15 protein-coding genes are annotated in these 13,390 nt (G+C 56.3%); 12 read left to right on the top strand and 3 right to left on the bottom strand.

Features of this window, described 5'->3' with window-relative positions:
- The first annotated feature begins 11 nt into the window (after positions 1 to 11).
- The 11 genes from LUU92_RS00830 to LUU92_RS00880 all read left to right on the top strand — a co-directional run bounded on the left by LUU92_RS00830 (position 12) and on the right by LUU92_RS00880 (position 8,254).
- Positions 12 to 140, top strand: coding sequence for a hypothetical protein (locus LUU92_RS00830; protein ID WP_257103012.1), 129 nt, complete (start codon positions 12 to 14; stop codon positions 138 to 140).
- Positions 141 to 147: 7 nt separating this feature from the next.
- Positions 148 to 576: an RDD family protein gene (locus LUU92_RS00835; RefSeq protein WP_248485623.1), complete on the top strand. Its 429-nt coding sequence runs from the start codon at positions 148 to 150 to the stop codon at positions 574 to 576.
- Between the two features lie 192 nt (positions 577 to 768).
- A complete protein-coding gene (locus LUU92_RS00840; protein ID WP_257103013.1) occupies positions 769 to 1,350 on the top strand; it encodes a hypothetical protein in 582 nt (193 codons plus the stop codon).
- A 45-nt stretch (positions 1,351 to 1,395) separates the two neighbouring features.
- On the top strand, positions 1,396 to 2,076 hold the full coding sequence (locus LUU92_RS00845; protein WP_257103014.1) for a CsgG/HfaB family protein: 681 nt from the start codon (positions 1,396 to 1,398) through the stop codon (positions 2,074 to 2,076).
- A gap of 29 nt (positions 2,077 to 2,105) precedes the next feature.
- Complete coding sequence (locus LUU92_RS00850; RefSeq protein ID WP_025855472.1) at positions 2,106 to 2,468, top strand: DUF4810 domain-containing protein; 363 nt, start codon at positions 2,106 to 2,108, stop codon at positions 2,466 to 2,468.
- Positions 2,465 to 3,115, top strand: a complete 651-nt coding sequence (locus LUU92_RS00855; RefSeq protein WP_248485625.1) for a DUF799 domain-containing protein — start codon at positions 2,465 to 2,467, stop codon at positions 3,113 to 3,115. Before LUU92_RS00850 ends, LUU92_RS00855 begins: the two co-directional genes overlap by 4 nt.
- Before the next feature lie 186 nt (positions 3,116 to 3,301).
- Positions 3,302 to 4,924 (top strand): vWA domain-containing protein, encoded by a 1,623-nt coding sequence (locus tag LUU92_RS00860; protein WP_257103015.1) that lies wholly within the window; start codon positions 3,302 to 3,304, stop codon positions 4,922 to 4,924.
- 153 nt (positions 4,925 to 5,077) lie between these two features.
- Positions 5,078 to 5,650 (top strand): RNA polymerase sigma factor, encoded by a 573-nt coding sequence (locus LUU92_RS00865; RefSeq protein WP_058426352.1) that lies wholly within the window; start codon positions 5,078 to 5,080, stop codon positions 5,648 to 5,650.
- Positions 5,647 to 6,231, top strand: a complete 585-nt coding sequence (locus tag LUU92_RS00870; RefSeq protein WP_257103016.1) for a hypothetical protein — start codon at positions 5,647 to 5,649, stop codon at positions 6,229 to 6,231. The genes LUU92_RS00865 and LUU92_RS00870 overlap by 4 nt, the downstream gene beginning before the upstream one ends.
- A 327-nt stretch (positions 6,232 to 6,558) precedes the next feature.
- On the top strand, positions 6,559 to 7,539 hold the full coding sequence (locus LUU92_RS00875) for a sterol desaturase family protein (RefSeq protein WP_257103017.1): 981 nt from the start codon (positions 6,559 to 6,561) through the stop codon (positions 7,537 to 7,539).
- An 82-nt stretch (positions 7,540 to 7,621) separates the two neighbouring features.
- On the top strand, positions 7,622 to 8,254 hold the full coding sequence (locus LUU92_RS00880; protein WP_257103018.1) for a nitroreductase family protein: 633 nt from the start codon (positions 7,622 to 7,624) through the stop codon (positions 8,252 to 8,254).
- 22 nt (positions 8,255 to 8,276) lie between these two features.
- Here LUU92_RS00880 and LUU92_RS00885 read toward each other — a convergent pair whose 3' ends face one another.
- On the bottom strand, positions 8,277 to 9,587 hold the full coding sequence (locus LUU92_RS00885) for a helix-turn-helix domain-containing protein (protein WP_257103019.1): 1,311 nt from the start codon (positions 9,585 to 9,587) through the stop codon (positions 8,277 to 8,279).
- Positions 9,588 to 10,402: 815 nt separating this feature from the next.
- Between LUU92_RS00885 and LUU92_RS29060 the strand changes: the two genes are divergently transcribed.
- Complete coding sequence (locus tag LUU92_RS29060; RefSeq protein ID WP_371322029.1) at positions 10,403 to 10,948, top strand: sce7726 family protein; 546 nt, start codon at positions 10,403 to 10,405, stop codon at positions 10,946 to 10,948.
- On the opposite strand, the gene LUU92_RS00890 is transcribed toward LUU92_RS29060, so the two are convergent.
- Both LUU92_RS00890 and LUU92_RS00895 read right to left on the bottom strand, forming a co-directional pair.
- Complete coding sequence (locus tag LUU92_RS00890; protein ID WP_257103020.1) at positions 10,945 to 12,015, bottom strand: beta family protein; 1,071 nt, start codon at positions 12,013 to 12,015, stop codon at positions 10,945 to 10,947. The two genes, LUU92_RS29060 and LUU92_RS00890, sit on opposite strands and share 4 nt — an antisense overlap.
- 1,017 nt (positions 12,016 to 13,032) lie before the next feature.
- The gene (locus tag LUU92_RS00895) at positions 13,033 to 13,386 is read right to left on the bottom strand and encodes a hypothetical protein (RefSeq protein ID WP_257103021.1); all 354 of its coding nucleotides are present in this window, start codon (positions 13,384 to 13,386) and stop codon (positions 13,033 to 13,035) included.
- Between the last annotated feature and the right edge of the window lie 4 nt (positions 13,387 to 13,390).

Below are 13,390 nucleotides of genomic sequence, written 5' to 3' on the forward strand. Positions count from 1 at the left end.
AGCAACACCGTATGGATGCAAGCAACACCCCTGAACGCCCGACCGTCCTGGCCAGCATCGGTCGTCGCCTGGCTGCACGGGTCATCGACTGTGCCAGCGTTCGCAGCCTCGCGGATATTTATGACAATGGCAGAGGGTAAGGACGTTATGAACGACTCAGTAGCGACTAAAGAAACCTGGGACCTCGCCAGCCCGTTCAGACGGTTACTCGGCTATTTCATCGATATGGCCGTGGTGTTGTTCCTGCTGTTTTTGAACAGAAGCCTGGGCTCTGTCTATCTGGACGCCGCAGCAGGCTCGGCATTGCTCAATGGCCTGCACTACGCATTGTTGTTCCTGGCCTTCGGGTACGGCTTGTTCTGCGATGCGCTGCCCAATGGCCAGAGCTTGGGTAAGCGTGTATGCCGCACGGCGGTGGTGGGGTACCCGTACCCCATGAACTGCACGCTGTTCCAGTCGTTCCTGCGCAATGCGCCGAAATTGCTGTTCAGCGTATTGGATGGTCTTTTTGTGTTGTTCGGCATGCGTCGTCGTTTGGGCGATATGTTGGCCAAGACGGTTGTGATCAATACGTAGGCAGGGTGATAGCTTAGAGCCATCACTCTTTCTTTTTGCGGACAAGGCCTTAGCGTTGTTTGCCGGGCTTGCAGGGCAGAACGCCAGCAAAACGGCGCCGCTCAGGCTTTAAAACAACTTGAGAACGCCTTTCAACTCCGTAGAATGCCGCGATTGTTTAAAGCACGATACTTTTCAGGGACGAATTCAGACATGCGCGTGTTTGCCGTATTTCTCGCCGCCTGCCTCATGGCGGGCTGTGCCTCCAAGCCGGCGTATTACATCTCCCCGGCGCCGGTGACTATTCCCAAGACCGCTACCTACTGGCTCGACAACTTCGACGTTGAGGTCAGGGGTAAAAGCAAACACTTCATGGCCGACGACAATGTTCGCAAGGCGTTGGGCGTCGACCTGGTCGATCGTTTGCTCAAGGCCAAGCGCTACGCCGCCAGTAAGGAAACCGCCGATTACTTGCTGGACGTGGATATCGTCTATGTGCGCCACATCATCGACTCCAATGGCGGGCTGAGCAATCTGGTGATCGACGACGGCACCATCCTGCAAAGCATCGATTTCGGCTACAAGGTCAAGGTCAAGAAAGCCGGGGCCGAGGTGTTGCACTTCGGCCAGGGCCGATCAGGCCTGGTGCCCAACAACTGGGTGGGCCAGGCGCAACAATGGAAGACCCTCGGCGGCATCATCACCAATACCGGTAACGCCAGTGTCGAGCGACATTTCACTGACGGCTTGAGCCGCTACATCATCGATGACCTGCGTGATATTCCTGCTCGATAAGCGGTCATCGCGATCATTCTGGATTTCTCTACCTAGGAGCACCCTGTGAACACACTGTCCAAAATCCTGCTGTCCGGCCTCACCGCCGCAGCGCTGCTGACCTTGGCCGGTTGTGCCACGGAGAGCAACCGCGCGATGCCGGTGGAACAAGTCGCCAGCGCCAACGTCGCTTATTCCGGCGTGCGCGTGCCGATTGCCGTAGGCAAGTTCGACAACCGCTCCAGCTACATGCGCGGCATTTTCTCCGACGGCGTCGACCGCCTCGGCGGCCAGGCCAAGACCATCCTGATCACCCACCTGCAGCAGACCAACCGCTTCAGCGTGCTGGACCGCGACAACATGGGCGAAATCTCCCAGGAAGCCGCGATCAAAGGCACCGTGCAGAAGCTCAAGGGCGCTGACTACGTGGTGACCGGCGACGTGACCGAGTTCGGCCGCAAGGAAACCGGCGACCGCCAGCTGTTCGGCATTCTCGGCCGTGGCAAGACCCAAGTGGCCTACGCCAAAGTCGCGTTGAATATCGTCAACATCAGCACCTCCGAAGTGGTGTATTCCACCCAGGGCGCCGGTGAGTACGCGCTGTCCAACCGTGAAGTGGTCGGCTTCGGCGGCACCGCCAGCTACGACTCCACCCTCAATGGCAAGGTCCTCGACCTGGCCATGCGCGAAGCCATCAACCGCCTCGTCGACGGCATCAATGCCGGCGCCTGGAACCCGCGCAACTGATCAGCAGCACCTCAAGGAGCAGTACAAGGATGAGCAAGGCAGTCAAGTTGGCGCTGATGCTGACAGCAGTGGCGACGGTCGCCGGGTGCCAAACCGCGCCCCAGCCGTTGTATCAATGGGAAAGTTATCAGCCGCAGGTTTACGAATACTTCAAGGGTGAGCCAAAGGAGGCGCAGGTCGAGGCACTGGAGCGCGATCTGCAGAAGATCAACGCCAGCGGCCGCAAGGCCCCGCCGGGTTATCACGCCCACCTGGGCATGCTGTACCTGAGCATGGGCAAGGATGACCAGATGGTGCAGGAGTTCCGCACCGAGAAGGCGCTGTTCCCTGAATCCGCCTCGTACATGGACTTTCTGCTGAAAAACGCCAAGACCGGAGTCGCCACTAAATGAGCCTGTTGAAACTTACGGGCGCCTTGCTGGCCCTGGCCCTGCTCGGCGGTTGCGCAGCCCCCAAGACCATTGATTACACGGCGTACAAGCAGGCACGACCGAAGTCGATCCTGGTACTACCGCCGCTCAATGAATCGCCCGAAGTGCAGGCGTCCTACAGCCTGGTCTCGCAAGTGACCTACCCGTTGGCGGAAGCCGGCTACTACGTGCTGCCGATTGCCCTGGTGGACGAAACTTTCCGCCAGAACGGCCTCACCACCGCCAACGACATCCAGGCCCTGCCACCGACCAAGCTGCATGACATCTTCGGCGCGGACGCCGCGCTGTACATCACCGTCACCGAGTACGGCACCAAGTACATGCTGATCTCCAGCGACACCGCCGTGACGGCTTCGGCCAAACTGGTGGACCTGCGCACCGGCACCACCCTGTGGACCGGCTCGGCGCGAGCGTCCAGCGAAGAGGGCAACAACAACAGCGGCGGCCTCATCGGCATGCTGATCACGGCGGCGGTCAAGCAGGTGATCAACAGCTCCACCGATGCGGCGCACCCGATTGCCGGTATCACCAGTGCGCGCCTGCTGTCACCGGGGCAACGTGCGGGGATCCTGTACGGTCCGCGTAACCCGAAGTACGGCACGGACTGAGTTCATGTGGGAGGGGGCTTGCCCCCGATAGCGGTAGATCAGTCAGTACATGTTTGACTGACCCACCCCATCGGGGGCAAGCCCCCTCCCACAGTTGGACTGTTATTTGAATCAGGGTTAACCCGAACATCCCGCACCTCGCGTCTGACCTTGTGAACGGATCATTTCATTCACGAGGTTCAGCCCATGTCCCACCCTCTGTTTTTCCTGCGTCCTGCCGCCCAAGGCTTTGCCGTTACCATGGTGGTGGCGTTGGCCGGTTGTGGGTTGTCCTCATCCCCTGAGTTGGCCAAACCGGCCGAGCCCGTCGCCGAGCTGCAAAGCGCGTCACCCCAGGGTGCGTTGGTCAAACGCATGGCAATGCCTGCACCGATGCGTATGCAGGAGTCAGCCGCGATGGACTACCGCAGCGAACCCCGCGAGCAATACGAAAACCTGCCGGACAACCCGGTGCACCGTGTGGCTGAAACGCCGCTCTCCACCTTCAGCGTCGACGTCGATACCGGCAGCTACGCCAACGTCAGGCGTTTCCTCAACCAAGGCAGCCTGCCGCCCGAAGGCGCCGTGCGACTGGAGGAGATGGTCAACTATTTCCCCTACCACTACGCGCTGCCCACCGATGGCTCGCCTTTTGGCGTGACCACCGAAGTCGCCGCCACACCGTGGAACCCGCATACCCAGTTGCTGCGCATCGGCATCAAGGCGTCCGACCGCGCCGTGGCGCAATTGGCACCGGCCAACTTGGTGTTCCTGGTGGATGTGTCCGGCTCCATGGACCGCCGCGAAGGCTTGCCGCTGGTGAAAAGCACGCTGAAGTTGCTGGTGGATCAATTGCGCGACCAGGACCACGTTTCGCTGGTGGTGTATGCCGGTGAATCCCGAATAGTGCTCAAGCCCACCTCCGGGCGCGACAAGGCCAAGATCCGCAACGCCATCGACCAACTCACCGCCGGTGGCTCCACGGCGGGCGCGTCCGGTATCGAACTGGCCTACCAGATGGCCCGCGAAGGCTTTATCGACAAGGGTATCAACCGCATCCTGCTGGCCACCGACGGTGACTTCAACGTGGGCATCAGTGATTTCGACAGCCTCAAGCAAATGGCCGTCGAACAGCGCAAGAGCGGCGTGTCCCTCACCACCCTGGGCTTCGGTGTGGATAACTACAACGAACACCTGATGGAGCAACTGGCCGATGCCGGCGACGGCAACTACGCCTACATCGACAACCTGCGCGAAGCGCGCAAGGTGCTGGTGGATCAGCTCAGCTCGACCTTGGCCGTGGTCGCGCGGGATGTGAAGTTGCAGGTGGAATTCAACCCGGCGCGTGTCAGCGAATATCGCTTGCTGGGCTATGAAAACCGCGCCTTGAAGCGTGAGGATTTCAATAACGACAAGGTCGACGCCGGTGAGATTGGCGCAGGGCATACGGTCACGGCACTGTACGAAATTGTGCCGAAGGGCGAGAAGGGGTGGTTGGAGCCTCTGCGCTACACCACTGCGCCTCTGGCCGGGGATAAATCAGCAGAACTGGCGATGCTGCGCGTGCGCTACAAACCTGCTGCGGGCGGTGCCAGCCAACTGATCGAACGGCCCATCAGCCAGGAACCCTCCAAAGCCAGCGACGACCTGCGCTTTGCGGCGGCAGTGGCTGCCTTTGCCCAACAGCTCAAGAACGATGGCCGCTACACTGGCAGCATGAGCCTGCAGGACACCGCCGCACTGGCCCGCTCGGCCCGGGGCGATGACCCGTTCGGCTTGCGCAACGAGTTCGTGCAGCTGGTGGAGTTGGCCCAAAGCCTCAAACCCTGATCACAGCCATGACAACAATCAAATGTGGGAGGGGGCTTGCCCCCGATGGCGGTGTATCAGTATCAAGTGTGCTACTGACCCACTGCTATCGGGGGCAAGCCCCCTCCCACAGTTAGACCAGCTTCGGCTGATAAAAAGGAGTTCGCCCCCTACATGGCTGTTCCAGATGATCTACCCAGCGACGAATCGCTGCTGGCCCGCTACCGCACCGGCGACAGCGCCGCGTTCGAAGCCTTGTACGCGCGGCACCGCCAGGGCCTGTACCGATTCCTTGTGTCCTTGAGCAACAAGGCCGAACTGGCCGAGGAAATCTACCAGGAGACCTGGCTCAGCCTGATCCGCAGCGCCACCCAGCCACAAGGCCGGGCGAGTTTTCGCACCTGGCTGTTCCAGATCGCCCGCAACCGCCTGATCGACCACTGGCGCAAGCACGGCGTCCATAACCCATTGCACGACAGCTACGACGAACAATTGCATGCCCAGGCCGACGACAGCGCCGGCCCCGAGCAACAACTGAGCCTGAGCCGCGACCAGGCGCGGCTCGATGCCGCGCTGCAAGACCTGCCCGAAGACCAGCGCGAAGTCTTCCTGCTGCGCCTGCACGGCGACCTCGAAGTGCCGCAAATCGCCGCCCTCACCAACGCCCCGCTGGAAACCGTGAAAAGCCGCCTGCGTTACGCCCAGCAGAAACTGCGCCGCCTGCTGGCCGAGGAGATACCCGCATGATCGACTCCCGAAACACTCCAGATTCCGACGACGAATTGTTCCAGCACTATCGTCAACACAGCTCCGTCGAGCCGCCGGCGTCCCTCGACGCCTTCATCCTCAACGCCGCCCGCCGCGAAGCCCCGGCGCCGCAGCCGAACCTGTGGCAACGCTGGCTGCAAGCCTGCCAACGGCCGCGCTGGCAGATGGCATTCGCCACCGTTGCAGGGTTGGCCCTGATGATCGGCGTGGTGATGCGCTCGCCTGTGCCGCAGCCCGACATTTCCACCGCGACCTTCTCTGCGCTGCACGACGAAGCACCGCGCCCCGCGGCACCCGCGATGTCCGCGCCTGCCCCCGTGGCCCGAATGGCCGCCGCGCCCCAGGCAGAGAGCACGCAAGTCATGGGCTCGATGGCGGATGAGTCCAGCGCCAAATTCAGCAAGCGTGCGCCGGTAACGTTGCAGGAGGGGTTACAGGAGATCGTGAACCTGCGCCTGGCGGGGCACACCAAGGCGGCGGATGAGCAACTGCTGGTATTGCATGAGCGTTTTCCGCAGGAGGATTTGCCAGCGCTGTTGGAGGCGTTGCAAAAGCACTAGATCGATAATCGCAAAAAAGCCCCAGTTCGAAAGAACTGGGGCTTTTTTATGCCTGGCCGGGAAGCAAGCGCGTTTTGCCGCGGAGAATATCCCTAAGGTTATCTCACTGATTCGAATGATTTTTTTACGAAAATTTCGATGGAAGTAACCTTCTACGTACCGTTAATTAACCGTTACTCAACTGGTCACCGGCATGACGTCATATGCACTATCCCAGCAGCCCGTTGAAACAAGCCTACTGACCGGGCCTGCACGCAAAGAAGGAAAATACGAGGTTGTCCATGACCTCAAAACAATAACAAAACAATAAATGGCGAGGCATATACGATGACGATTCATCAACTCTGGGAATCAATTGTCGCGTTCTACGAACCGACACTGGAAATAATCAGCTTATGGGCCTTTGGGCTGCCTCTTTTCGTCACAGTGATCGCGGTGCTGTTCATCCTGTCGCAAAAGTGGCAGGGACCTCTGACCCTGCGCTCTCTAACTAACGCAGCCTTTCCCAAGGAGCAATACGACCACCCCTCATCGCGCGTGGATAGGTGGAACGGTATTATCCTGCTGATGCTCGGTTTTCCCCTTGTCGGTGTCATCGCCATCAATGGCATCGCCATCGCTGACAATGTTGGCGCTTATCTCACCACGGAGTTCGGCGCCCGGGATCCCGTGATCACGTCGACCTGGCTGCTCGTCTCGGTTCAGTTTCTAGTCTATTTCCTCAGTGTCGACTTCGTAGGGTATTGGGTGCATCGCTGGTGCCATACCAATGCACTGCTGTGGCATCTTCACAAACCTCACCATACCGCTGAAACACTCACGCCCTGGACGCTCTTCCGACAGCACCCCATCGAGTTTTTTGGCCTGAATATCATCCCGGCGATTTGCGGTGGCGCCTTCACCGGGTTGGTACTGTTTGCAACGGGGAGCCCCATTCACCCTGGCACGGTGGCAGCAGTCACCACCACGGCCTATATAGCGTTCTTCGTGATAGATGTGTTTTCCCACGTCCACCTGCCGATCTCCTACGGGTGGCTGAACAGGATCGTCTTGGCGCCGGTCATGCACAACCTTCACCACAGTATGGAACCCCATCACTGGGACAAGAACAACGCCGTCGTACTGACGCTTTGGGATTGGATGTTCGGAACACTCTACTTGCCCAAAAAGGGTGAGTCCTGGCGTTGGGGATGCAATGACGAAGAGTATGGCGCCAACAATCCGCACAACACCCTGAAGGGCTTCTATATCGATCCGTTCATCACACTTTGGCGTCACTTGAAGGAAGGCAAGAGCCCGAATCCATGAGGGCGCCGGACTGCTTGATAAACACCTCGAGCTTGAAGCACGCCAAGCAATCGCTGGCTCAATTCCCTGCAAGGAAATCAACATGGCACTGCAAGACAACCTTCATTGGCGCTATGCAACCAAAAGCTACAACGGCGACAAGGTGGCCCAGGAAAAGATCGACCCGATCCTGGAAGCCATACGCCTCGCCCCCAGCAGTTCGGGCCTGCAGCCGTTCAAAGTGTTGGTTATCACTAACCCCGAGTTGAAGGCACAGTTACAGCCGATCTGTGCTAACCAACAGCAAATCTCCCAAGCATCCCACGTATTGATTTTTGCTGCGTGGGATGAATATACGCCTGAGCGGGTCAACGCATTTTTTGAATACAGCAATGGGATACGCAAGCTGCCAGCCAGTGTCACGGATGATTACCGGCTATCGCTGCTCGACTCTTTTGGCAGCATGAGCAAGGAGCAGCAGTATTTCCACGCGTCCAAGCAATGCTACATCGCCTTGGGGTTCGCGCTGCTGGCGGCTGCTGAACTGGGTGTCGATGCCACGCCCATGGAAGGGTTCGACAACCAAGCGGTGAATGCGCTTCTGAGGCTTCCCGAACAAGGGTTGAACAGTGCTGTTCTCTTGGCCTTGGGCTACCGGGATACCGATAGCGATTGGCTGGTCACCCTCGAAAAGGTCCGGCGCGACAAGGCGGACCTTTTCGTGGACATTGCGTAGGGTCTATCCCTGACCGCAGTGGCTATTGAGCTGCTGCTTCGGTCTTGAGAGGTCTCGGCCTGGCTTCGCCACTGCCAGGCGAGGCCCCTCTCGCACGCCACATCTGACCGACGTCGAGCGGGCGGGCGATCAGCAACTCTGCCGATACATTCGATGGACCAAATGTGCGCACCTCGTACATCGCTTCGAAGGCTTCGCTGTTGCCGAGCTGGGTCTTCAAGCGACTCAGTTCGGCACTGTCCGATGCAATCTTTGCGGCTTCTACGAGTGCGGGATCCATAATGCCGGCAACGACGACGATGTGATTGCCTGCGGGGCCCGGAAAGCGCGCAACGTACGCGTAATCACGGCGCATGATTCTTTCCGTGGATGGTTCGGCCCAATCAGATTGAAATTGCTCGCCGCTCGCCCGATCCACAAGGGTATCGCCGCTGGCCGACAGCGAAAAACCGGAAAGATCGAAGAACGGCTCCCGCAGATCGCCAAGAGTGTCGAGTAAACCGACATAGACAATATCGTGATCGCTCAGCATCTGATTGGTGAAACGTGACGTCGTCACATCCTTGATCAGGCTTGAGTTGCCGGACCTCGTCGCGGCCAGGATGGGCGTCACCGAAACCAGCGCCGATGCGAGTCCACTCGGCAAGTGATAGGCGTTCATATCGATATACTTTTGGCCGATCCCAGGCATGCGCTGCTTGTACTGATTGAGAGCCTCGCTGGACGCGATGCTGGCGTCAGCGATCATTCGATGAATCGAACCGTCAGTGCCCTGTTCACCGAATACATAGAAATCGCCCGACACGATCAATAAAGGCGCTGGGCTCTGCGTCAGACCACTCCAGAGAATGCTCTCGATACGCGAATCACTGGGTGGCTTGCCTGCCAACCAGAGCCAGCATAGTGCGTTGAATGTGAGGAAAAGCGCAGCGCCGGCAAAATACCGCCAATCAAGGTCAAAGAAGCGTCGGCCCACAGGGTCGGAATACATGGCGTGCTCATCGGGAGCCGCGACGACCAGGCGATATTCGCCACGCGGCAGGACAAGCCGTTCGCCCCGCTCATCGGCGGGTGCAGCATCCAGCTTTTTGCGCAGCCGGTGAATATGCACACGAACCGTCGCATCTGCCGCCAGGTCCACACTGGTGGATCGACCAAACACGGCGAGTGCAATCTCGACCTCTTTGGTTGCGGTTGCCGTCAGTGATCGCTCGAGGAGAAACTCGAAAAGACGAATGACCTGCCGCGATTTACCGAGCGCACCACTCTTTAGAATTCTTTGCGCGTGCGCCGCGAGCCGATGTTCCTCGTCAATTTCCTGCGGCTTATCCATTTCACACCCTCACTGCGCCCGTTGCCATTGAAGACAGGGCCAATACCCTGGCGCTCCTCCAGAATACGGATGCGATGGACAATGGTCGCGCGGTATAAACCGGGGATACGGTTTACAGGTTAATACGCATGATCAGGAGGTAACGGATCATGGCCTGATCTCCTCGGTTCAGGCTCGATGAGTTCGACCCCAGCATAGGCGGCGGGTCGTGTGCATCCGTATCCCAAATTGGCACTTAGCCGTGATCTTTGGGAGCCGACGTTGGCGTTGCTCTGATCGTCAGAAACAAGAAAGCCCGCACGGCGCTGGCTGCTGGGGCGTTTTGCCCCGTTTCACGCTGGCTGAAAAAGCCTTCTTGGCTTGTCGCTCTATCCTCGACGAACGGTAACGTCATCGTGACAAACTCGCCCAAGGGCAAAGGTGTGGTCATCAACACCAATGCTTTGACGCATCAGTCCATAAGTGCCCCGATTATCTCGTTCCTCACTTTTGAGCAGCCATCGCCACACTTTTGCGGCGATGGTGCTGGCGCCGTGTGACAGTTCCACCACACAGAGGCGTTCTTGCCACTCCCCTCCGCCAGCAGCACCCCGGATCAGGGTAGTGTTCATTCGGGTGCATTCATTTTACGTATTAGCCCGACCAGATGTATTACCGGACCAGACTTCCTCGATGCTGGGGTTTGGCTCCTGCTGAGGCGCGATAAGATTTGGTGATGCTATAGCTCCTCGACTTGGTAGGGGCTCGACACCCTCTCGTCGAGCACCTTTCAGATCTACTGTGAAGACTTCAAAATCGAAGGCTATAATCGCGCCATGCTAAATCCAACCGAAATACGACCTCTCCTTAAGCAATGGATCACGAGAGTGATGCCCCATGATGCTCAGGATGTCTTCATTGAAGAGCTTTGCTTTATCGATAAGGCTAGGCGGGCTGACCTCGTTCATGCCAACGGGAAGTTGAGTGCGTTTGAGATAAAGTCTCACGCGGATACTTTGAGTAGGTGGGGAGGTCAGCAAGAAGCTTATTTAGCCTGTTTTGATGAAGTATGGCTTTGCTGCCATTCGAAACACTTAGTTAAGGCGCTAGAAGTCTCTATCCCCACTGTAGGAATACTGGTAGTAGACGATTATTCAGGAATGGCGATGGTGAGAAGCGCTAAGTCGAGTAGATCGCAGGATAAATTCCATTTGACTGGTTTTTTATGGCGGGACGAGCTCGACTCTCTGGCTAAGAGCTTCGGTATCAATGTTCGCGGGAAAGATCTGATTAAGGATGTGCGCCATAAAGTTAGCGACGCACTTCCTCTGGCAGATATTAGAGCTTGCGTTTTGCGAACTCTTAAGAGTCGATATTCTTAGATAAGGTCGTCAAAATCTAATTCGTCAAACTCTTCGTTAGCGTCGTCGGTTATAGATAAAATCATTGCGCAGATATGCTGATTGATTCTATAACCGTTCCATGTTCCATTGTTGCCGTATCCAGTAGAGGTTGCGACAATTCGGGAGTACTCACGAGTGGCCCAACAGAAATCATCACCATGATAACCTGGTAGGTTTCTAACCTCTTGTGCTATTTCGATATAATTTGCAAATTCTTTATTTCCACCTTTCCGTCTTTGCCACCATTCCGTGGGAGTGTAATAACAACCGAATGGTAGTACTGGCATCCCTGGAATGTACTCCATAGGTGCGGTTGGGTTGGTTGCCGCGTAGTCGCCGTATGTGGGGCTAGGATTTATGCCGTTGCGGTCAATGTTTGACTGCCAAGCGACGTCATAACAAGCAGAAGATCGAGAGGTGTTAGACGCTGGTTTGTCGATAGGGAATGAAGTGCTAAGCAGTACTATGCTTTGTAAGTTGTAAGCATTGAGCTGTTTCACTGAATGGTTGAATTCGGAGCCTGCTGCCGTACTTGTTGGTGAGGTTGCCCCGAAATCTAGTATCACATGCGCGAAGTTAGGCAGATTTAGTGAGTCTAGAATTGATAAAAGTCTGGCCCAAGAAGCAGGGGTAGGTTTTTCAGGGCAGAAGACTCGAATTGCAATTTGGTTGAAGTTTCGCTCTGCAGAAAGAGCCAGCTGAATAACGTCTCTTTGCGGATCATCGTCGGTCCATGAAATAACTGGGATTATTTGATTATTTGTTTGTTGAGTGTTTAGAAAAAACTGCTGTTTATTTTCAAAGGCGTCACTAGCATTATGAAGGTCGTTGCCTCCAATGAAATCCTCTGCAACATCTTTTCTCACTCTAGATATATCTAGGAAAAATGGATGATCAGTCCAGTTTGCCAAAAATGTTTGTAAGTGTCGGTCGTCATCTCCTCTCATGTCCAAGAGAGGAGTAAACACGTCTCTCCTTTCAGGCTCTAAATTGATGAGAGCTTTTATATCGTTTTGCCCTACCCTTAAGCATGCTACGTATTGCATGTCGCGCTCCTTGCATTTTATTAGGAAAATTTGACTATTGGAGGCAGTAATTAAAATTTCAGCGTGCCCCAAAGGATCCTGAGAGGTGTTCGTTTTTTTGAATAACTTATTTTAACGTTACGTCCTGCGTGGCAATCATTGATGCTAGCCCATTGCTGGCAAAAAGCCAGTCTTGCTGAGTTTTGCGATCAGCAGTTTGGCGAGGTGGCAAGGCGAACAGTTTCTGGTTCTGGTCCATATTTTACTGGTCGTCCCCTCTGGTGAATATTTGACGAGCATCATTCGCCAGCACGCAGCCTTTTACGCTGGGGGTAGCGTATTGCTTGCGCTGGGGGAAATTCAGACGAGACCCATTGGCGATAATCCGTCTAGGGCCTGTCTAGTATTGCCTGGCGCACTAAGGATTTGTCTGACCCGGTATCTCACCACCCCATCGCGCCACGATATTGATCGAGCATCCACCTTGACGGCTGCCTCTCCAGTTAGGCAAGGCTGGTGCTGGTCAGGCGAACCGAATACTCGCAAGGCCTTGTCCTGTGTGGCTTACAGCGCTCAAACCGCTGATGACGCCGGATAAATCCGTCAAGACCTGTCAAGAATTTCGTCAAGGCTGGTCATGAATGAGTACACGAAGGGAAGATATATGGAGAGGCAAGGAGATATAGCCAGAAACAAGAAAACCTGCACGGGGCGGCTTCTTAGAGTGTTTCGTAGACCGTCTGAGACAGCCCGAGACTGCTATATGGTGCCCCGGCGTCGTTTGAACTGGAGGCTTTTTGTGTCGGTTTATAATGGGATGGCCGGTAGTGTTTCGGTTAGGCATACACGTGGGCATACACGGCGCAGCGTACTGCTTCCTTTCATATTCATTGAGGGCGCTAGATTTAGCCACGATGACGAACAACTGCGGGCGCACCCTGGTAATTCCCCGCACTACGCATCCAACGCTGTTCGTCGCAAAAGTAATGGGCTAGGAAGATCGTTTCACCGAGGCTCGTAGGATTAAGTGTGCAAACCTCAACAGCCTTCGACCCACTTCCCGTATGCGCTCGTCCCCATCTTCTCAATATCTGGAAAAACGCCTGTCTCGACAGATTGGAAAAAGGCGAGGCAATGACTCCAATCAGAGTTGCTGGGCTCTTCCACTACCCAGCAGTCGTAACCCAATGACTTCCAGTCAAGGAAAGGGTCCGAATTGGATGCCCGCAGGAGTTCCTCAGCAATCCGTTCTGTCCAAGCTATTGCCTCTCCCAACGTGGGGGCCGTGACGTAAACGCCGGTGGATGACTCGCAGTCTTCAATGATGCCTTTTTGAAACAACTCCCAGCGTTCGGGCTCGTGGTAAGTGAAGCCTATTAGGAATTTATTCATGTTG

This window comes from Pseudomonas extremorientalis, assembly GCF_024584605.1.
Taxonomy (GTDB): domain Bacteria; phylum Pseudomonadota; class Gammaproteobacteria; order Pseudomonadales; family Pseudomonadaceae; genus Aquipseudomonas; species Aquipseudomonas extremorientalis.